The following is a 21,913-nucleotide window of genomic DNA, read 5'->3' on the forward strand; positions in this document are numbered from 1 at the left end:
CATTTTCAAGTTCTTTTGTTACGAATAAACTGAAGAAATGTGCTAAAAAAACCATCTTTAAGCTTAGCAATGCGTTAGACAAGTAAAAAGAGATTGAGTAAGCCCCAATCTCTTTTTTATTTATTTCTTATTTTTATATAAGTAAACTGGGATTCCTAATAACGTCACGCCAATCCCAATCATCGCAAGTGATGTCTGCGTTAAGATTGTCATTCCTAAGATAAAAATTGCGCCAATAATCGCAATTAGCGGAATCACCGGATAAAGCGGCACTTTGTAAGGACGATTCATCTCTGGCGCTTTCTTGCGTAAAACAAAAACAGCGATAAATATCAGTAAACTAAACAGCCACATCACAAAAATTAACATATCTGTCAGAAAATCAAATGAACCCATCGTCATCATGATACAGGCAATCACCAACTGAAACATTGCTGGCACGTAAGGAACTGTGAATTTCTTTGATAATTTTGTTAACTGATTACTGAATGGTAGTTCATTTTCTAAGGCCATCGCATAAGGAACACGAATTCCAGTCAACGTGTAGCCATTCAGCGCGCCATAAACAGAAATCAGAATACCAATCGTAACTAACTTTCCACCAAATGAACCAAAAATCACTGCTGAAGCATCCGATGCTGCGTTCAAGTTTCCAGCAATTCCTTCGATTGGTAAAGTCTTCAAGAAAACAAAGTTAATCAACAAATAGACCACTGTCACAAAACTTAATCCTAAAATAATTGCTTTAGGCAAATCTTTTTCTGGCTTTTTCATTTCACCAGCAATTGCGCCGACACCTAGCCAACCATCATACGCAAACAAAGTAGCCAGTAACGCACTACTCAATCCTTCCATAAAGGAAACATCTTTCCCCGCTTCAATTGGAAAGAGCTGAACCGTACCAGATCCGGGAACCATTAACCCCCAAACAACAATTACTGCAATCGGGATCAATTTGATAATAAGTGTAGCAGATTGAACAGTTGCACCAACTTTTGTCCCCAATAAATTCAATCCAGTTACTGACAAAGCAGTCACAGCTGCAATCAATACCAGATAATCAGTGGATAACTGAAAGAGATTCGTCAACTGTGTTGCAAAAATAATTGAAAGAGCCGCAATGTTTGCTGGAAAATAAATCAGACTTTGCGCCCAACCTAATAAGAAACTTGGTAATTTTCCATACGCAGCCTCTATGTATTTAACTGCTCCACCTGTTTCTGGAATTGCTGTGGCTAATTCTGCAACAGTCAACCCGGCACAAATGGTCAAAAGGCCACCCAATAACCATACAAAAAGTGTTAAACTCGGTGATTGTGTGCTAGCAGTTACTGAAGCGGTCTTAAAAAAAACTCCTGCTCCAATAACAGTTCCCATAACTGTTGCTAATGCGCCAAACAAATTAATTTCACGTTTTAATTTATTTCCCATTCCTCATCCTCTTTCCTATTTTTATTAATATAATTGCTAGTATAACCGAGTTTTTTCCCCTTGGCTACGCACAAATCTAATAAAGGGTTTTCAAAAAAATCCCCCTTAAGTCGGATGTTTTTTCTTTCCTTTTTGATTACAATTTAGCCAGTTTCTATTTAAAGGAGGTTTTGCTTTTGGACTTTCAACGTTCACATCCAAAATTAGCAAATTTTCTCACAGATCATGTTTCAGTTACACGAAAAGAACAACAACAGTCGCGCTGGCATTGGGCCACGCTGATTCTTTTTGGTCTTTTGACCATCGCTTCGTTTAGTCAACAGCTCCTTTTACTCACTGGTCTAGTAATTTTAGTCGCGTTATTCAGAGGACCCGGTTTGATTCTATGGAGCATCGTCTATTCTTTTTTAGTTAGTCTTTTCCCACCGCTAGGAATTATTTTATCTGCAATTTTCTTTTTGCTTAACATTGGAACCTTTACTAAAAATTGGCGTGTCACCTTGGTTGGCATCTATTTTTACCTTTATCCTGTTTTTGTCATGAGCTTACGTTATTTCAAATGGGATAATCAATGGTTTCTCGCCGGTTCGTTAATTATTGGTTTGTGCTTACTTCACTTGATGTTAAGGAGCCTCTACCAACGATATGGCATTGGACGAACAATTTCTTGGTACATCTTTGCGATTCCTTTCACCGTTTTAAGTGCGTTGCTACCTACTCGCTTGAAAAAACGATTGAAAAGATTTCCTTCAGTAAAGTGATACAAAATCATTTATATGTAAATAAAAAGGAATCCAATCATTACGATTGGATTCCTTTTTTATTTACGCAATTTCTGAACCATTTGGCATGCCTTTTGGCGCTTCAACTACTTGCAATGAGCCATCCGGTGCTTCTGCTGAGAGAATCATTCCTTGGCTGATTTGACCACGCATCTTACGTGGTTTTAAGTTTGCCACGATCACAAGCTTTTTGCCGATTAACTCACTTGGATCAGGATAATATTCTGCGATTCCAGATAAAATTTGACGGTCCTGACTATCCCCTGCGGCTAAACGGAATTGCAGTAATTTATCTGCACCTTCCACTTTTTGACAGCTGATTACTTCAGCAACTTTTAATTCAACTTTATCGAATACATCAAATTTGATTTGTTTTTCTTTTGAAGAAACAAATTCTGTTTCTTCTGGGTCCCACTTCACTGTGTCCTCTGTACTTTGGGTTCCTTCAGACATTTTCATTTGGATATAAGCAACTTCTTCGTCCATATCTAAACGTGGGAAAATTGGTGTACCTTTAGCAATAACTTTTGTTCCAGAAGGAAACTCACCAAAGTGTAAGCCTTCCAAGTTCATGGATTCCGCATCCAATCCCAATTGTTTGAAGATTTTGACTGGTGTTTCAGTCATGATTGGTTGCAACAGAATGGCTGCAATTCGTAATGTTTCAGCTAAATGAACCATTACGCTATCCAATTCATTTTTCTTTTCTTCGTCTTTTGCTAATACCCAAGGTTCTGTTTCATCAATGTATTTATTCGCACGAGAAATCAATACCCAGATCTCAGCTAAAGCTGTATTAAATTCCATTTTTTCCATGGCATCATGGTAACGTCCAACTACGTTTGCAGCAGTTGTTGACAGTTCACTATCAAAAGGCGTTACTAATGAAGCATAATCAGGAACGACACCCTCACAATATTTGTTGATCATCGCAACAGTGCGGTTCAATAGATTACCTAAGTCATTGGCTAAATCGTAATTTACACGAGAAACAAAATCTTCTGGTGTGAAGACACCATCAGAGCCAAATGGAACTGCACGCAATAAGTAATAACGTAATGCGTCTAAGCCATAACGTTCAACTAACATTTCAGGATAAACAACGTTTCCTTTTGATTTGGACATTTTGCCGTCTTTCATCAATAACCAACCATGTCCAAAAACTTTTTTAGGTAATGGCAAGTCTAGCGCCATTAACATAATTGGCCAATAAATTGTGTGGAAACGAACGATTTCTTTCCCAACCATATGGACATCAGCAGGCCAATATTTTTCAAACAAACTATCATCATCTGAACCATAACCTAACGCTGTAATATAGTTTGATAATGCATCAATCCAAACATATACAACGTGCTTTGGATCACGTGTCACAGGGATTCCCCAGCTAAATGTCGTTCTTGAAACAGCCAAGTCTTCTAAACCAGGTTTGATAAAGTTGTTAATCATTTCTTTCTTGCGTGATTCTGGTTGGATAAATTCAGGATGTGCTTCATAGTACTCAAGCAAACGATCCGCGTATTTACTCATGCGGAAGAAATAAGATTCTTCTTTGACTAATTCAACTTCATGTCCGCTTGGGGCTTTCCCACCAATCACGTTGCCTTCATCGTCTTTGTAAACTTCAGCTAGTTGTGTTTCTGTAAAGAATTCTTCATCAGAAACTGAATACCAGCCTTCGTATTCACCTAAATAAATATCGCCTTGTTCTAGTAAACGATCAAAGATTTTTTGAACAGCTACTTTGTGATAATCATCCGTTGTTCGAATAAATTTATCGTAACTGATATCAAGTGTTTTCCATAATTTTTTCACGTCTGCAGCCATTTTATCCACATATTCCTGTGGTTCAACACCTAGTTCTTCTGCTTTTGTTTCGATTTTTTGACCGTGCTCATCCACTCCAGTAAGATAAAACACATCAAAGCCCATCAACCGTTTGTAACGTGCAACAGCATCGCAGGCAATCGTTGTGTACGAGTTACCGATGTGCAGTTTGCCACTTGGATAATAGATTGGCGTAGTAATATAAAAAGTTTCCTTTTCTGCCACGGGGCTCCTCCTCCTTTATCGCATGATGCGAATTCGTTTCCTTGCTAGTATACCACAAAATAATCTTAATGTTAGCGAATTTTTGAAAAGGGAATTCGGTAGGAATACTCGTCTTCCTAGTTGAAAAAAAGGAAAAACTTAGAATTCTTTGTACGTTTATTAAGTTACGTTTTTTGGGAAAATTTTCCCCGCTATTTTTCCAAAAATGAATCATGTATAATAGAAGGGGAAAAACCAATGAACAAAGGTAGGAATGATTATGCAGAAAAAACACACGATTTTTATGATTAGTATCGCAGTACTGACAATTGCTCACTTATTTTTTAGTTATTTTTATATAAGGATGTATGGTTACTTTAACTTAAATGGTAACTTGAATAGTTTCCTTCTTGTTTCGAATCTCTTTCGTATCGCATTCGATTTATTTATCATTATTTGCGGGTTCTTTGCACTTCGTGAAGAAAAAATGAAGTTTTTACCTTTTTATCTACTGTTCTTTTTAGTCAATTTAGTTTTACCATTCATTTTTCATCTTTGATAACCACGAAATTTTGCGGGAAGTCCTTGGTTTTTTCCAAGAGTCTGCTACAATAAAGTAAAATGTACTTTTATCGGCAGTGGAGGTGTCAGAATGAAAGAATTTGCTTCTAAAGAAGAAGAAAAACTATATTATGAACAAGAAGCCAGCGAAGAAGATTTTTTAACTTGGTATCAAGCACAAGAACGCCCTGAATACGACAAACCTTCTTTGACTGTCGACATCGTTTTGATGTGTTACAACAAAGAAGAAGATCAGTTAAAAATTCTTTTGATTCAAAGAAAAGGGCATCCTTATCGAAACTCTTGGGCATTGCCTGGTGGCTTTGTCCAACGAGATGAGTCAACTGGTGAAAGTGTCTTACGCGAAACACAAGAAGAAACTGGAGTTATTATTTCTAAGGAAAATATCGAACAGCTTCATACATTCAGCACACCTGATCGTGATCCACGTGGCTGGGTCGTGACGGTCAGCTATCTTGCCTTTATTGGTGAAGAACCTTTGATTGCCGGAGATGACGCCAAAGAGGTTCGCTGGTTCACTTTAGAACGACAAATGAATCAAATCCACTTGACCAGTGGCGATGTCTCAATCGCACTTGATTTAGCAACTGGCCAATCAACTGGAAAAGATAAGTTAGCATTTGACCACAGTTTCATCGTGTTAAAAGCCTTTAACCGTATCGTCAATAAAATGGAACATGAGCCACAAGTCCTTCAAGTATTAGGCAAGGATTTTACAATTACTGAAGCTCGCAAAGTGTTTGCAAAATTTTTAGGAATTGATTTTAAAACAATCGACCACTCAAATTTTAAAAAGGCAATGTTGCAATATTTTGACGAAATCGGTGAACGCCCCGTTGGAATCGGTCGTCCATCAAAAATCTATCAATTAAAACCTGAACACCATCCAAAAATGGAAGATTAATCGGTAAAAACCAAGGACTGTAACACAAAATCATTGCTGATTTATGTTACAGTCCTTGGTTTTTGGTTTCTCATAATTAGTGAGCTTTTTCTTTAAGCGAAAAGAAAATTCCTAGAAACAAAAGTTTTAAAAACTTTTTATTAGCAAGGCGAACTCTGGCGCTCCTACCAGTTTAGACATCAAAAAGTAATTGTTTCCCAATTCGTTCCAACAGCCGACTCTTTTCTTGTGCAGAATGACTGTGGATATCTTGTGTATTAATCAAAATAAAAGTTTTTTGATACCATTCTGCTTTATACCTCAATTTGGTCAACAGTTTGTGCCAGTCTTGCACTGAAAAATCAGAAGCAAGCTTTTCATCTGGTAATGATTCAATAAACAAATAATCAAATTTATTCACCAGAATAGCAGAAAGCTGTTCTAAGTAGTCTTCCCGTTGATATTTTTGTTTTTGATACAGATTCAGCACTTTTCTTTTTTGTTTTTGATAATTTTTTGCTCGTTCTAAAGCCTTTTTTCGTTGTTGAGCTGCTTTTGCTCGAATACTCAATTTTCTTTCTGCTACAGCGATTTTTTGATTTGTCACCAAAAGTTTAGGTGCAACAACCTCAATTTTCTGCGAAGTTTCGACTAAGCCTTTGGGGCAATACGCGATTCCCACCCATTCATTGGTTTTCTGTCTTTTATTCAGCGGAACTTCACATAAAAATGAAACATAAAACTCTTCATTATATCGTGAAGAAATCGTAGCTGAACGAATTGTTCCTTCGATTGGCCGGTGGACATGCACGTTGAACAACTTTTTTTGCTTTGGTAATTTTAATTGATTTCCTTCTAAATAAATGGTGTGTCCTTGGTTATTTGTGGTATAAGATTGCCACATACTCTTCTTACTTTTCAACTTTGGAAAGCTGGCTCGTCCTTTAAAATAATTGCGAAACGCACGATCCAAATTCAACTGAGCATTGGCTAATGCCAAACTATCCGCCTCTTTTAAAAACGAATAACGTTTTTTCAAAGCAGCTGGTGTCAACGAATAATCAATCACACCTAGTTGCTTGTAAGTTTCTTGTCGTGAAAGTAATAAATGATTATAGGTGAACCGAACACAACCAAAATTTTGAATTAACCACTTTTTTTGTTCATCGGTGGGATACATCCGGAATTTAAAGGCTTTGAGCATTAGCACTTACCCCCTAGTTTGCTACGAGTAAGTTTTCTTTTTTTCGTTGCAATTTTTTCGCATAGTAGGCAACTTCTTGTTCTGTTGCGTACACAAAATGTTCTGGTGCAATTTCTCTTAATGTACGTACTTGATTATCATCTGGTTCTGGCTGGTATTTGATTCGACGGCGCTGTCTCTCATGGTCTGGATCTGGTAATGGAATAGCAGACAACAAACTTTCGGTGTATGGATGAACACCAAAGTTATAAATTTCGTCACTTGTTCCCATCTCTAACAACAAGCCATTGTGCATAACGCCAATGCGATCGCTAATGTGTTTTACCATTGATAAATCATGGGCAATAAATAAGTAAGTTAAATTCTGTTCTTCTTGTAAGTCTTGTAATAAATTTACTACTTGAGCCTGAATGGACACATCTAGTGCAGAAATAGGCTCATCACAAATAACAAAACGTGGATTGACTGCTAACGCTCGAGCAATGCCAATCCGTTGACGTTGTCCACCTGAAAATTCATGAGGATAGCGCGTTCCGTGACTCGGGTTTAACCCAACTGTTTTTAATAAATCATCGACTTTTTGCGCACGCTCCTGTGGCGACTTCGCTAAGCCGTTCACATCAATACCTTCTGCAATAATGTCACGAACTTTCATTCTCGGATTTAAGGATGCGTATGGATCTTGAAAAATCATTTGGACTTCATGACGAAATTTCGTCATTTCTTTTTTTCCTTTGATTTTTGTCACATCTTGTCCATCAAATAAAATTTCGCCACCAGTTGGCTCATTTAAACGAATGATTGTCCGACCGGTCGTCGACTTTCCACTCCCAGATTCACCAACTAATCCAAACGTTTCCCCTTCATAAATGTGAAAACTGATGTCATTAACCGCATGCACTTCATTTTTTTTGCCAATGTTGAAATATTGTTTTAGACCTTTAACCTCGAGTAGCTTTTTTTTCATCCACTATTCCCCCTTGGCTCCCTTGTTTTTCTTTAAAAATTGCCCAACGACGTTGAATTTCTTCTGGCGGCAGAACTTTTGGTGCTTGTGGTGCTAATAACCAAGTTGCTGCTTTGTGTGTTGCAGATAATTCAAAAAATGGTGGCTCTTGCTCTGCATCGATTTTCAAAGCATATTCATTACGTGGATAAAATGCGTCTCCTTTTGGTGGATTCAACAAATCTGGAGGTGAACCAGGAATCGCATAAAGCTGTTTGCTTGTACTTTCCAACGTCGGCATTGAACCAAGTAATCCCCAAGTATAAGGATGTTGTGGATTATAAAAAATTTCTTCCGAAGTTCCTACTTCGATGATTTTCCCACCATACATAACAGCCACTCGGTCAGCGACATTTGCCACTACACCAAGGTCATGGGTAATAAAAATGATTGATGTATCAATTTTTGTTTGAATTTCTTTGAGTAATTCTAAAATTTGTGCTTGGATTGTTACGTCTAACGCGGTTGTTGGTTCATCTGCAATCAAGATTTCTGGATAACAAATCAAAGCAATCGCAATCACGATCCGTTGACGCTGCCCACCTGAAAACTGATGTGGGTAGCTTTTGATTCGTTTTTCAGCTTCTGGAATCCCAACTAAATTTAGTAGGTCTAGCGCTGCTTTTTCGCCATCTTTTTTTGATACTTTATTATGTTTGCGTAAAGATTCCGCTACTTGCTTTCCAATCGTCATCGTTGGATCTAACGATGTCATTGGATCTTGGAAAATCATCGCAATTTCTTTTCCGCGAATTTTTTGCATTTCTTTTTCGGATTTGTTAACAATGTCTTCTCCTTTAAATAGGATCTGACCAGCGTCAATGTTGGCATTACTTGACAGAAGTCGCATGATACTCCGAGTTGTAACAGATTTTCCACTCCCAGATTCACCAACGATTGCCAAAGTTTCTCCTTTATTCAAGTGAAAATTAACACCGCGAATTGCTCGAACTTTACCAGCATAAGTGTCAAAAGAAATTTCTAAATCTTTCACTTCTAAAATTTTCGTCATAATTCTCACTCTTTCATTTTAGGATCGAAGGCATCACGTAATCCATCAGCTAATAAGTTAAAGCCAATCATGATAACCGATAAAGTTGCTGCCGGAATCCATAACAGATATGGCAGATATAAGAATGTTTTGTAGCCATCACTTAGCATTGTTCCTAATGAAGCAGACGGTGGTGTTAAACCTAGCCCGATGAAACTTAGGAATGCTTCGAAGAAAATAGCTGATGGGATACTAAACATCATTTGAATAATAATCACACTTGAGATATTCGGTAAGATATGTTTGAACGCGATTTTCAACTTTGATTCACCCAAAGTCAAACCAGCTAAAACATATTCTTGATCTTTCAATTTCAATGTCTGTGCACGAACAATCCGTGCCATTGGAATCCAGTTCGTGATTGCCATCGCTGCTACGATTGAAAAAATTCCTGGCTCAAATACAACCAGCATCAAAATCATTACAACTAAGTTAGGAATCCCAGATAAGATTTCCAAAAAGCGTTGCATTGCATTATCTACACGTCCACCTAAAAGACCAGAAACCAATCCATAAGCAACACCAATCGTCACGTCTAGAATAGCTGCGATAAATGCAATCAATAGAGAGATTCTCGTGCCCATAAACAAGCGACTCAGCACATCACGACCTAGGCCATCTGTTCCCAAAAGAAAGTTCACATTTGCTGGAACATTTGCCTGTGCATATTTATCGACTAACTCGCCACCAACCATCGCTTTTCCGTTTAGACCATCAATACTGATACCAGGAATACGTGGCGGTAAGTTGATATAATCAACATTTTGTGCAGTCGGATTATGCGGTGAAACAAAAATTGTCACGATTGAAATCAAAATAATCGTCGTTAGTAAGACCATTGAAACCACTGCCGCTTTATTTTTCTTCAATCGACGCCAAGAATCTTGTAAGAAATTCAGCGAAGGAGCAGAAATCTGTTCACGCTCAGCTTCGGTATTTTTTTGTAAAGGAAGAAACTCGTCTGCAGGAATCTCCGCAACTGTTTCATAGCGTTTTGGTACCATTTCCATCTATCCTCGACTCCCTTCAGAAACACGAATTCTTGGATCAACTAATCCATACAATAAATCAACGACTAAGATGACAAAAATCAACATAAATGAATAAAGAATTGTCACAGCCATGATTGTCGGATAGTCATTTGTGGTAATTGATTTAACAAATTGTTCCCCGATTCCAGGAATGGCAAAAATATTTTCAACCACTAATGAACCAGTCATCAAAGCAACTGCCAGTGGTCCTAATAAAGTCATCAATGGAATCAAACTGTTTCTTAAGCCATGTTTAAAGGCAATTTCCCAACGACTTAGCCCTTTTGCTCTAGCTAATTCAACATAATCACTATGAAGAACTTCAACCATTTCGGTTCGAATAAAGCGGGCGGAATCGGCAAGCGGGGACATCGCTAAAGCGATTGTCGGTAAAATGGTATAAGCGAATCCATCCCATTTTGCGATTGGTAAAATGTGTAATTTCATTGCAAACACATATTGAAGCAATACCGCAAACACAAAGTTAGGAATCGAACGTCCTAAGATTGCAATCAAGGTTGACGAACTGTCGACCCAAGTGTTTTGCTTCATTGCGGAAATCGTTCCTAAAATCGTTCCAACAAATGTCCCAACAATAATTGCTTGTAAACCTAACTGTAAAGAAGGTCCAATTCTGCCTGCTAATAAATTAGCCACAGGTTGGTTTTTAAATTGGAAAGAAATACCAAAGTCACCTTGAAGTAGATTAGAAAGATAAATGCCATATTGAACAAGTACCGGCTTATCTAAACCTACTTGTTTATTCAACATTTCAATCGTTTCAGGACTCAAGCGTTCCTGATTGGTATAAGGTGTTCCTGGTAATAACTGCATTAAGAAAAAAGTGATGGTGGCAATCAGCCACAGCGTGATCATCATGAAGAAGACACGTTTTAAAACATATTTGATATAACTATTCACAGATGTTTCCCCCTAGCTTTTGACTTCTGACAAATGTTTCGCTACATTATTAAGTAATGAACCCACTGATAAAGGAGCAAAAAAATGAACAAAAAGTATCTTCCCTATGCCATTTCCATTTTGTTGATGGTCCTCATTTTGATAAAAAATTTTTTAACCAATCAATTAACTTTTCTACAATTATCAAATGATTCTTTCTTATGCGCGTTGCCGTTTTTGATTATCGGCGGATTTTTATGGGTTTTTTCCTCGGGTTTCTTTGATCATTTTCAACGATCGATTCACCTAGCTCGAACAAGAAACCGGAAGAAAAAACCAGAGTTCTCGCTGCTTTCATCTGCCAGCCATGGTATGTACAGCTTTTGGCTGATTATTGCCGGGATTTTACTTATTTTTTCAATTCTCTTCATGCTATTCGCTCTTTTATAATTGTTGATGAGAACAGGGTGTGTCGTTGGATCAATGACCTACCCTGTTTTTTCTCATCTTCAATTGTTAACGAATAAAAGTGGTTATTCTTCGATATATGTCCACTTGTAATCCCATGAAGCCCCAGCTGCGTGATGCACGATTCCTTTAACTTTTTCATTAACTAAATGACCTTCAGCCTTTTGGTAAACTGGTGCTACACCCATATCATCAGCAATGATTTTGTTTGCTTCTTGCAAATCATCCCAACGCGCTTTTTCATCGCCGGCATCAGTTGAAGAAGATGCTTTCACTACTTTGTCATACTCTTCATTACTCCATTGTCCACGGTTATAAGAGTTTCCTGTTACGAACAGATCAGTAAAGCTACTTGGATCTGCGTAGTCAGCACCCCAACCACCTAATACTGTGTCAAAATCACCTGATGATGAACGATCCAAACGAACAGAGAACGGTACTGGAACTGGTTTAACTTTCACACCATCTAAATTTTCTTGAATTGAGTTTTGGATATATTCAATTACTTTTTTCGTTGAGTCATCATCTGATGCCATCAACTCAAATTCGAGTGAATCAATACCTAGCTCTTTCTTCGCTTTTTCCCAATGTTCTTTTGCTTTGTCTTTATCATAAGAAACTAAATCACCAGCTTCTTTGGCAAAGTCTTCGTTTGTATCAGGATTTTTTGTCATGTCTGCTGGAATTAAGCCAGTTGATGCAACCGAGCCATCCCCCATAACTTGTTTTACTAATGCATCGCGATTGATTGAGTAAGAAATCGCTTTTCGCAAATCAGCATTGTTGAATGGAGAGTCTTCTTCACGTTGGTTAAACTCGATATAACTTGTACGAGCTTCTTTCACAGATGTATACGCTGGATCATTTGCATTTTGTTGTGCTAACTCACCTGATAAAATAACATCATCTGCTTGACCATCTTTAAAGAGATTCAATGAAGTAGAAGATTCTTTTACTACACTGACTTTGACTTCTGATAACTTCACTTCGTCCTTATCCCAGTATTCATCATTTTTCTTGTATGTCCATTCTGTATCCGTTCCTGGACCATCAAAGTCTTCTAATGTGAATGGACCATTGTATACTGCTTTGTCACTTGCTGAAGCATAAGCATCACCGTTTTCTTCAACAACAGCTTGACTTTGCGGGAAGAAAGATGGGAAAGCGAGTAAATATTGGAAATAAGGTGTTTGTTTTGTTAGCGTGATTTCTAATTCGTGATCACCATTCGCTTTGATGCCTAACTCTGATTTATCTTTTTTACCAGCTGTGATGTCTGCTGCATTAGCAACTGGTTCAAATAGATACGCATATTCAGATGCTGTTTTTGGATCAACCGTACGTTGCCAGCCATAAACATAATCTGCTGCTGTTACCGGTTCACCGTTCGACCATTTTGCATCTTCACGTAATTTGATTTTATAAGTTAAACCATCTTCGCTGACGTCTGCCAACTCACTTGCACCTGCAGGTTGTGGTTTACTATCTTTATCAAGACGATAAATTCCTTCATATACGTTGTTCAACGCTGTAAAACTAATTGTATCTGTCGCAACAGATAAATCAGCTGTTGGCATTTCTTGAGGTACAACTAAATTAAATACGCCGCCTCCACTAGCAGAACCACTGCTTTTTGTATTACTGCTCCCTGTATCTGAGCTGCCACCATAACAGCCAGCAAGGACAAGGCCACAAACCGCAACAAAACCAAAAGTTACTTTCTTTTTCATCTTTCGTACCCCTTTTATCGGAATTTTCAGAATAATTAAATATTTCTGAAGTTGTTTAAGAGTTTAATGAATAATTATTAAAAAAGCAACTACTTTTTTCTCTTTTTTCTTAAAATAATCTCTTTAATCAGTATTTTTCGTTAGATTTTTCAGAAAATTCCCTTTATTTATAAAGAAAATAACATTTTTTTGTTTTCAATAAAATAATACGTAAAAAAGATTTGATTTCTTAAAAAAAGGTTTTAATGTTCGGTTTTTGCTCAAAAAAAGAGCCGTACAAGTCATTTTCTTGCACGGCTCTTTCTCATTTTTTTCTTCTTTTTATGTGGTTGGTCTTGGCACAAGACCTTTTGCCATCCAAATATCAGGTTTATTCCAGCCATTTGCATCTGGAATCACGCCAACAATTTGATACCCCATTTTCTCATAAAACTCATAAGGATGACTTTTCAAATTTTGAATGGCTTTTGCTTTATCAAAAGTATGCTCAAATAAATTCTCATAACTTAACGTTGTTCCATGATCCAGATCATCTGTACCTAAGTACATCGTGATTCCACCTTTTGATGTTACTTCTTTTTCTAGGTATGTCACAAGTCTGGTACCAATTTGATTTCTCCTTCGAGTGCTCTCTACTACTAAGGGATGCAATTCCCAGCCTGTCAATCGGTATTGAGGAATCGCTCCAACAAAACCAATCAGCGTATCTCCATCTAAGGCAGAAACAGCAATGCGATCTGGTTCCATCAACTGGTCAACTTCTTTTGTCGCATCGGTACCATATTCTTCTGGCCAAGTTAATCTCAATAAATCTGCAAGTTGGTCTCGCAGATCGAGATCGTCACGATCGAATTCAGTAATAATCATTTGTTTCCCCCCGTTCCAACTTATTTTAGCAATGATTGTGGAAAAACCCAAAGATTTCTTCTTGACGTTTAAAAAATGATCGATCATTTTAGATAAAAAAGAAGACGTGAACAAGTCACGTCTTCTAATAATAAACAGCAGTTTCTTACTTACCTGCTACTTTTTTCTCTTTCTTCATCTGCTTGCTACGCAATTGACCACAAGCTGCATCAATATCTGTCCCGTGTTCTTTACGAACGACACAGTTGACCCCATTTTTCTTCAAGACATCATAAAATTTCAACACATCTGCCTTAGGGCTACGTGAATACTGGTCATGTTCACTTACTGGGTTGTATGGAATCAGATTGACATATGCTAATTTTTTCTTATCTTGTAACAAATCTGCTAACTGCTGTGCGTGTTCTGGCCGATCATTCACGTTGTTCAACATAATGTATTCAAACGTGATTCGACGATTCGTTTTCTCAAGGTATTCATCAACTGCTTCCATCAATTTTTCGATTGGAAAGCTTCGATTGATTCGCATGATTGACGTACGAACTTCATTATTGGGTGCATGTAAGGAGATTGCTAAGTTTACTTGCAGCCCATTATCGGCAAATTCTTTGATTTTATTTGCTAAGCCACTCGTTGACACAGTGATGTGACGTGCCCCAATTGCTAGACCTTTCGCATCGTTGATAATATGCAAGAAATCCATCACGTTATCATAGTTATCAAATGGTTCACCAATCCCCATTACAACAACGTGAGATACTCGTTCACCTTCTCCGCGTTCATCAAAATAATGTTGAACCATCATGATTTGAGCAACGATTTCTCCTGCAGTTAAATCACGATTTTTTTTCAGTAATCCGCTAGCACAGAAGGTACAGCCAATATTACAGCCAACCTGAGTTGTAACACAAACGGACAGACCATACTCTTGACGCATCAAGACAGTCTCAATCATATTCTTATCCGGTAATTCAAATAAATATTTGACTGTTCCGTCAGCTGCTTCTTGCACAACCATTTGTTTTAATGGATTAATCACAAAGTTTTCTGTTAGTTTTTCAATCAAATTTTTTGATAAATTGGTCATTTCTGAAAACGCTGTTACCCGTTTTTGATAAAGCCATTCCCAAACTTGGGCTGCACGGAATTTCTTTTCGCCATTGTTGATAAACCAATTTGTTAGTTCTTCATTCGTCAAGCCATAAATGGACGTTTTTTCCAAAATTATTTCCCTCTTTTTCTCAAAGTTTCGCTACATACTATAACTGATTCTATCTGGGAATGCAAGAAAGTTTGCGAGATCCTTCACTTGTTCTTTCGTAGTGAAGTCCAACTAAAAAAACCAGCCAGCACGGAGTATTCTCTGTGTTGGCTGGTTTTTTTACACACATATAATTTTTTGTTTCTATTAATTATAGATGATCCTCTGGCTGTCCTTCTGGTAAATCATTCATTGAATCTTCTAATTGCTCAATAAAGACTTTTCTTGGCTTGCTTCCTTCTGATGGGCCTACCACACCATGCGTTTCTAGTTCATCTACTAGACGTGCTGCACGATTGTAGCCAATTCTAAATCTTCTTTGCAATAAAGAAATACTTGCCGTTTGCATCTCAACAACCAAAGCTTTCGCTTCTTCATATAACTCATCTTGTGGTTGTTCTGGAGTACCAGTGGTCTCGACCTCATCTGTTGGCATCATTTTTTCTTCATAACGTGCTTCTTGTTGTGCTGTTACAAAACTTACGACGCGTTCAACTTCATGATCAGAGATGAAGGCGCCTTGAACACGGATTGGTTTATTTTCTCCCATTGGTAAGAAGAGCATATCACCACGTCCAAGTAATTTTTCTGCCCCATTTGAATCAATGATCGTACGAGAGTCAGTCCCACTAGAAACTGCAAAAGCCATTCGCGAAGGAACATTAGCTTTGATAATCCCCGTGATAACATCCACACTAGGGCGTTGTGTTGCTAGAATCATATGGATCCCAGCAGCCCGAGCCATTTGTGCCAAACGAATGATTGCATCCTCAACTTCATTACTGGCAACCATCATCAAGTCTGCTAATTCATCAACGATTACCACAATAAACGGTAATGTCGGATGCTTCGTGCCATCTTCTAAATTCTTTTGTTGTACAAATTCATTGTACCCAGAAATATTTCTGACTCCTGTAGCGGCAAATTTTTCGTAACGTTCTTCCATTTCTTGAACAACTTTTTGTAAAGCTTGTGCTGCTTTTCTTGGATTTGTTACAACGGGCGTTAAAAGATGCGGAATCCCATTGTACATATTCAACTCAACCATTTTCGGATCAATCATCATTAATTTGACCTCATGTGGTTTTGCCTGCATCAAGATACTTGTGATAATGCCATTGATTGCAACAGACTTCCCACTACCGGTGGAACCTGCCACAAGTAAGTGAGGCATTTTGCTTAAATCAGCTGTTTGTACGCGACCAGAAACATCACGACCTAATGGTACTTCCAAAAGTTTATCCGGATGTTTTGGCTGTGCTTCAATTACTTCTCTAAACGAAACCATACTGATTTTGCCATTAGGAACCTCAATCCCAATCAAAGATTTACCTGGAATTGGCGCTTCCATCCGCACATCTTTTGCTGCCAAAGCTAAGGCAATATCATCAGTTAAGTTAACAATTTTGCTTACCTTTACACCAACGGCAGGCTGTACTTCGAATTTCGTAACGGAAGGACCAAGACTCGCTTTCACTACTTTGGCATCTACGCCAAAACTTTGGAAAGTTTGTTCTAGCACACCAATATTTTTTTCGATTTTCTTATACTCGTCACTTTGGTCCACTGCTGGAATCGAATCGAGCAAATCAACAGACGGTAATTCATACGCATGATTTTCTTCTTCAGCGGCAATCTCAAACTCTAAAACAGAGCCGTCATCTTCAGGAACTTCTTCTTCAAGCCCTTCATGCGCATCAATCGGCAACGTTGTTTGTGTAGGTGTATGTTCAATCGGTGGCTTCGTCTGCATTTGTTCTTGGAAGCTATTGATTGGCACAAAACTCGGTTCGTTTGTTTCTGTCGCTGGTAATTCATCTGGTTCGTCGTTTCTTGTTTGTTGACGTTCCCGATTTTTTTCCATTTCGGCAATTTCTGCCTCAGCTGCTTCTTGAGCAGCCAAACGTTTTGCTTCTCTTGCTTGTGCTCGTTGTTCTTTTCTCTCTGCTTTTTCAGCTTGTTTTTTTGCTTGTTTTGCTGGGTCACCTTCCAACAATCCTTGCAGTCTCTCCCCTAATGTTTGGATGCCCTCTAGTAATTGATACCCTTCAAGATTGCTAAATAAAAACGCGCCGACAATCAATAGTAAAACAGCGACCAGATAGCTACCTGGTTGAGCAATCAAAAAGTAAGTGAAATGATACAACAGTGCTCCAACCATCCCACCACCTACATTACTACTGACTTGACTTTGCTTAATATCACTTGCTAATAAATCCCAAGTAGTGCCAAGAATATTCGGTTCTCCACTGTGGAGCTTCCCAAATAAATGAGCGTGGAAGAAAAGTAATATTCCTAAATAAAAGAAAATACCTCCTACCAAACGTCGAGGTTTGCCAATCTTTAATTCCGTATTCTTGATAATGATCCAGAATCCTGTGATGGCTAATAACAAACAAAGAATTGGATAAGTATTACCTGCAAAGATTCGAAAACCATTAGCAACTAAAGTTCCTAAGAACCCTAATCTTAAAAAACCAAATGCAGCAAATAAAATCAGTGCAAAACCGACAAAAATCGTCAAGAGTTGCTCTTGTTGCTGCTTTTGCTTTTTCGTCTTTTTCTTTTTCTTTGCAGGACGTTTTTTCTGCGCCATTATTTATCCCTCATTTCATTCCCCATTATACAAAAAAAAAGAAGGGAACTAAAGTTTTGTTTCAAAGAACTCGTCTCTTTCTTTTCATTTCGTCATTTTTTCATAAAAATGCGAAAGAAATTTGATTATAACAATGGAAGAAGTGAATGCTTTATTTTTTTATTATCAAGAATGAATTTTTCAGTTAAACTTTTGCTCGCAAAAAAGTTGAAACAACAGCTACGTAGCTATCGTTTCAACTTTTCGACTTCATTTTTTATTATTCGATTGATTCGCCATTTTCTTTAATGACTGATTGATACCAATAATAGCTGTCTTTTTTGTAACGTTCAAGCGATCCTTCTTGTGTTTCATCTTGATCCACATAAACAAAGCCATAACGTTTTTGGTAGCCATTCAACCAACTTAACAAATCTGTATAGGACCATGTGCAGTAACCTAAAACCGTCGCACCATCAGAGATTGCTTCTTTGATGGCTTTCACATGACTCGCCAAATAATTAATTCGATACTCATCATGGATTTTTTTGTCGTCAGTTAACTTATCATATTCACCTAATCCATTTTCGGTAATCAAAATAGGTGTTCGATAACGGCTGGTAATTCGACGAAGAGCAATTCTTAACCCTTCTGGATCGATTTCCCAGTCCCAATTTGTGCGTTCCACAAAAGGATTTTCAACTTTTTTGTACATTCCCGGTACACCGGTTTCTTCAGAAGAACCTTTTTTACCAGTTGTGTTCATTTTACCTGCGCCAACGCCATCTAAGGGGTTAAATGCATTCGTTGCTGTCTGATAATAATTGATACCTAAAAAGTCAGGCTTTGCTGATTCTAGCAGTTCTTCATCGCCCGCTTCAATCGTTGGTGCCCAACCTTGCTCCTCTAAAAACTTCATTGCAGCAATTGGATACTTGCCCCACATGTAGACGTCCATCCAATAATTTGCCATTAAATCTTCGGCATTTTCAGCAGCCAAAATATTTTTTGGATCGCTATTGATTGGATAATTTGGCGTATACGCAAAACTTGGACCAATTTTTCCTGGCATTTTTAATTCATGGAATTTATTGATTACAGAAGCATTCGCTAAATTCGCGATGTGATTTACTGCATACATTCTTTTTGGATCGGTTACACCTGGTGGATGAACAGCCAGTAAGTAGCCTAATGAAGTGAAGACATTTTGCTCATTTAAACTAATCCAATAATGAACTTTTCCACGAAAAGCTTCAAATAAAGTTTCAGCATACTTCGTAAAGTCTTCAATAATTTGGCGTGATTCCCACCCATTGTATTCATCTTGCAATGCTTGTGGCAAGTCCCAATGATACAAAGTAACCATTGGTTCAATGTCGTTTTTAATCAACTCGTCTACTAGTTCCTGATAAAAGGCTAACCCAGCTTGATTGACTTCCCCGCGACCTGTTGGGAAAATTCGAGTCCAGGCAATTGAAAAACGATAAGCTTTCAATCCCTGTTCCTTCATTAAAGCAATATCTTCTTGAAAGCGATGATAATGATCGACCGCTAAATCACCATTGGTACCTTTAAATGTTTTACCCGGAATTCGGACAAACCGATCCCAGACAGATTCTCCTTTACCATCTTCTTGCCAAGCACCTTCGACTTGGTAAGCAGCTGAGGCAGATCCCCATAAAAAATCATTTGGAAATGAAGTTAATGTTTGATGTTCCATTGTCTACTTCCTCTCTTCCTTCATTCAATCCTTACAACCTTAGAATAACACGAAACCCCTTTCAGTTCAAAGAGTTTTATCGAAAAAGACTAGACATTTTAAAATAAGGATAGTGTTTCAGTTTTATTGGCATCAAGGCTGATTCAAACAAATAATTTGTGTAGTAATAAAATATCCCTAGTAAAAATTCAATTTCAGGAATAATCAAATCAATGAGCTTCAGTGTGAAAATAGCCATTATTTGCTTGTTTTCATTGCTTACCATAATAGGTTATTTTAAATCGATTGAAAAAAATTCAAAACTATTTTTCAACTTCTTTCATAAATAAAATACTTCTTCAGCAATCACAGCTTTACTTACTCAAGAAAGAATATTCTGACCATGGCTAGGCTTTCGAATTCTTTCAAAAATAAACCTAGTCTAACGCACTCCATTTTTTGGGGGTATATAATTCGACATGCCTGATCTCGTCATAATTCACTTTATTTGAATGAATGTAAATCCCTAATTCATCATGACCATCAATCTGTCCGATAAGTTCATCAGAATAGTGACCTTCCACATCTATTTCTTCTTTTTGGATCGCGACTGCTTTATTTTTGATGATTGCTTTGTTTAAGACTCGAGCGATTTCTTCGTTTGTCATTTTCACCTTTGCCAAATTGATTGTCCTTTTTTCTTTCGCTTGGCAAGTAATTTTTTCAGTATGGTCAGACAAATACATCCCTTGCCACTTGATTATTCCACGATCTTCATAATCAACCATGATTGATTCCTCCATTTCCACCAGCGTGTCCACCAACCAAATGACTTCGGTCAATACTTCTTGCACCTTCAAGATAAGAAGATGCATGAACAATTGAGCTAAAACCATATTTTTCTCGAATTTTATCAATAATTCGATCCAAATTTTCCTCTTTGATTTGTTTTTCTGGATTGCTAAACAAATCCAATTGCATCGACTCTGTATAAACTAACTTGCTATAGGAGATGGAGACTTTGCGAACTTCTTGACCATTATAAAATTTATTAAATAAATACACGCAATACATTTGTAGCTGTTTCGTATTATCAGTCAAAGGTATTTTCATTTGGCGAGAAAAGCCTTCTTTCTCTTCTAATATAGATGTGCCAATACCTACATGAATACAACTTGTTTTACAGCCGTGCTTTCGAATTCTAATGGCTACTTGCTCAGCCATTTCTTTCACGACAATCTCAATCTCATTTCTTCTAGTATAATCTCTTGGTAATATTTGAGAATTGCCATAGCTTTTTTCTTTGGTTGGTGGTGGCGCAACTGCGATATCGGTTCGATCTATACCATTTGCATGAAAATATAATTGCAGACCTATCACACCAAATTTATTCTTAAGTAAATCAGGTTTCCAATTAGCTAAATTTTCGATGGACATAATGCCCATCTGATGTAATCTTTTTTTCGTTCGTGAACCAATCCCCCAAAAATCGGTCATTTCTGCTATGTTCCAAACTTTCTTAGAGATATCTTGATATGTCCATTCAGCGATAAACCCGTTATTTTTTTTGGCTTCGTTGTCTAATGCCAGTTTCGCAAGCAAGGGATTGTCCCCAATTCCAACAGTTGCGATCAAACCCATTTTCTGATAAACATGTCGTTGAATTTTTCTAGCTAATTGTTTTCGCTGCTTACTCCGACTTTTTCCTTCTGTCGTAAATAACTTCATCGACTTAGTGACTTTCAAAATAGATTCATCAATTGAATAGATTAACAAATCTTCATCAGTTACATACTGCCTAAAAATATCATTCACTTCCATGTTTCTCTTGATGTATAAATTCATTCTAGGTGCGGCAATAACTAGGCTATCAGGAAAAGGCGAAGGCAGATCTCTTGGACGACTTACATTGGAGATTCCGTAATGTTTCTTAGCCATCGGTGATGAAGCCAAAATAAGTCCTGAACCAGTATTGTCAGCTTGGCTCATTACAACCAGTTCTGTTGCTAAGGGATCCAGTCCACGTTCAACACATTCAACTGAGGCATAGAAACTCTTTATATCAATCATGAAATAGTCATTCACTGGTTCATTTGAATAGTCTAACACGTCGTTACACCTCACTTCACGCCCTTATTATACAAACATACGTTCCCTTTGTAAACTGATTGTCCCAAGTTTTTCAAAAAAAGAACACAGGAAAGAAAGGGTTCCAGATTGATTTTTCTTTTTTGTGTATAGTTTTTGCCAAGCAAAAAATCCTTTTTTAGTTTCGAAAATAAAATGACAAAATTTCTAACGAATCAAGCCTTTTCTTCACACTTTGTTTCCAAAACCCTCTTTTTTTCAAAAAGTAGCGCTAAATGTGTTACCGAAATGCTTGAAACTGGTTTATGCGTATCAGTTGGTGCT

The 21,913-nt window shown here is 37.6% G+C and carries 18 protein-coding genes; 4 read left to right on the forward strand and 14 right to left on the reverse strand.

The window, feature by feature from the left end; translation table 11 throughout:
• Window positions 1-120: 120 nt before the first annotated feature.
• Window positions 121-1,431 carry an APC family permease gene (locus IGJ66_RS09735; RefSeq protein WP_067482571.1) on the reverse strand — a complete coding sequence of 437 codons (1,311 nt, stop codon included), beginning with the start codon at window positions 1,429-1,431 and terminating at the stop codon, window positions 121-123.
• A 176-nt stretch (window positions 1,432-1,607) separates the two neighbouring features.
• Here IGJ66_RS09735 and IGJ66_RS09740 point away from each other — a divergent pair, with 176 nt between their 5' ends.
• Complete coding sequence (locus tag IGJ66_RS09740) at window positions 1,608-2,192, forward strand: hypothetical protein (RefSeq protein WP_271027368.1); 585 nt, start codon at window positions 1,608-1,610, stop codon at window positions 2,190-2,192.
• A gap of 63 nt (window positions 2,193-2,255) precedes the next feature.
• Here IGJ66_RS09740 and metG read toward each other — a convergent pair whose 3' ends face one another.
• Window positions 2,256-4,265: a methionine--tRNA ligase gene (gene metG, locus IGJ66_RS09745; RefSeq protein ID WP_430616553.1), complete on the reverse strand. Its 2,010-nt coding sequence runs from the start codon at window positions 4,263-4,265 to the stop codon at window positions 2,256-2,258.
• A gap of 259 nt (window positions 4,266-4,524) precedes the next feature.
• Between metG and IGJ66_RS09750 the strand changes: the two genes are divergently transcribed.
• Together IGJ66_RS09750 and IGJ66_RS09755 are read left to right on the forward strand one after the other, a co-directional pair.
• Entirely contained in the window at window positions 4,525-4,803 is a 279-nt protein-coding gene (locus IGJ66_RS09750) for a hypothetical protein (protein WP_067482577.1), read from the forward strand.
• A 93-nt stretch (window positions 4,804-4,896) separates the two neighbouring features.
• Window positions 4,897-5,730, forward strand: a complete 834-nt coding sequence (locus IGJ66_RS09755) for an NUDIX domain-containing protein (protein ID WP_071868865.1) — start codon at window positions 4,897-4,899, stop codon at window positions 5,728-5,730.
• 172 nt (window positions 5,731-5,902) lie between these two features.
• On the opposite strand, the gene IGJ66_RS09760 is transcribed toward IGJ66_RS09755, so the two are convergent.
• From IGJ66_RS09760 to opp3b, 5 genes are read right to left on the reverse strand one after another with little or no spacing between them, the layout of a single operon-like run.
• Entirely contained in the window at window positions 5,903-6,913 is a 1,011-nt protein-coding gene (locus IGJ66_RS09760) for an RNA-guided endonuclease TnpB family protein (RefSeq protein ID WP_067482581.1), read from the reverse strand.
• Window positions 6,914-6,926: 13 nt separating this feature from the next.
• Window positions 6,927-7,880 (reverse strand): ABC transporter ATP-binding protein, encoded by a 954-nt coding sequence (locus tag IGJ66_RS09765; protein ID WP_067482583.1) that lies wholly within the window; start codon window positions 7,878-7,880, stop codon window positions 6,927-6,929.
• A complete protein-coding gene (locus IGJ66_RS09770) occupies window positions 7,855-8,931 on the reverse strand; it encodes an ABC transporter ATP-binding protein (RefSeq protein WP_067482585.1) in 1,077 nt (358 codons plus the stop codon). The genes IGJ66_RS09765 and IGJ66_RS09770 overlap by 26 nt, the downstream gene beginning before the upstream one ends.
• Before the next feature lie 5 nt (window positions 8,932-8,936).
• Window positions 8,937-9,980 carry an ABC transporter permease gene (locus IGJ66_RS09775; RefSeq protein ID WP_067482587.1) on the reverse strand — a complete coding sequence of 348 codons (1,044 nt, stop codon included), beginning with the start codon at window positions 9,978-9,980 and terminating at the stop codon, window positions 8,937-8,939.
• Window positions 9,981-10,922: an oligopeptide ABC transporter permease gene (gene opp3b, locus IGJ66_RS09780; RefSeq protein ID WP_067482589.1), complete on the reverse strand. Its 942-nt coding sequence runs from the start codon at window positions 10,920-10,922 to the stop codon at window positions 9,981-9,983.
• A gap of 84 nt (window positions 10,923-11,006) precedes the next feature.
• Between opp3b and IGJ66_RS09785 the strand changes: the two genes are divergently transcribed.
• Entirely contained in the window at window positions 11,007-11,351 is a 345-nt protein-coding gene (locus IGJ66_RS09785; RefSeq protein WP_067482591.1) for a DUF3899 domain-containing protein, read from the forward strand.
• 83 nt (window positions 11,352-11,434) lie between these two features.
• Here the strand turns inward: IGJ66_RS09785 and IGJ66_RS09790 are convergent, their stop codons facing one another.
• The 7 genes from IGJ66_RS09790 to IGJ66_RS09820 form a co-directional block, all read right to left on the reverse strand.
• On the reverse strand, window positions 11,435-13,099 hold the full coding sequence (locus IGJ66_RS09790) for a peptide ABC transporter substrate-binding protein (protein ID WP_067482593.1): 1,665 nt from the start codon (window positions 13,097-13,099) through the stop codon (window positions 11,435-11,437).
• A 321-nt stretch (window positions 13,100-13,420) separates the two neighbouring features.
• A complete protein-coding gene (aac(6'), locus tag IGJ66_RS09795) occupies window positions 13,421-13,966 on the reverse strand; it encodes an aminoglycoside N-acetyltransferase AAC(6')-Ii (RefSeq protein WP_067482595.1) in 546 nt (181 codons plus the stop codon).
• A 145-nt stretch (window positions 13,967-14,111) separates the two neighbouring features.
• Window positions 14,112-15,188 carry a 23S rRNA (adenine(2503)-C(2))-methyltransferase RlmN gene (rlmN, locus tag IGJ66_RS09800; protein WP_067482596.1) on the reverse strand — a complete coding sequence of 359 codons (1,077 nt, stop codon included), beginning with the start codon at window positions 15,186-15,188 and terminating at the stop codon, window positions 14,112-14,114.
• Between the two features lie 190 nt (window positions 15,189-15,378).
• A complete protein-coding gene (locus IGJ66_RS09805) occupies window positions 15,379-17,823 on the reverse strand; it encodes a DNA translocase FtsK (protein ID WP_067482599.1) in 2,445 nt (814 codons plus the stop codon).
• A gap of 259 nt (window positions 17,824-18,082) precedes the next feature.
• Window positions 18,083-19,522 carry a glycoside hydrolase family 1 protein gene (locus IGJ66_RS09810; protein WP_071868860.1) on the reverse strand — a complete coding sequence of 480 codons (1,440 nt, stop codon included), beginning with the start codon at window positions 19,520-19,522 and terminating at the stop codon, window positions 18,083-18,085.
• A 416-nt stretch (window positions 19,523-19,938) separates the two neighbouring features.
• A complete protein-coding gene (locus tag IGJ66_RS09815) occupies window positions 19,939-20,289 on the reverse strand; it encodes a hypothetical protein (protein WP_430616554.1) in 351 nt (116 codons plus the stop codon).
• Window positions 20,282-21,610 (reverse strand): Y-family DNA polymerase, encoded by a 1,329-nt coding sequence (locus IGJ66_RS09820; RefSeq protein WP_071868858.1) that lies wholly within the window; start codon window positions 21,608-21,610, stop codon window positions 20,282-20,284. Before IGJ66_RS09820 ends, IGJ66_RS09815 begins: the two co-directional genes overlap by 8 nt.
• Window positions 21,611-21,913: the final 303 nt, after the last annotated feature.

It is taken from the genome of Enterococcus sp. DIV0176, assembly GCF_050528535.1.
GTDB classification, from domain to species: domain Bacteria; phylum Bacillota; class Bacilli; order Lactobacillales; family Enterococcaceae; genus Enterococcus_B; species Enterococcus_B thailandicus.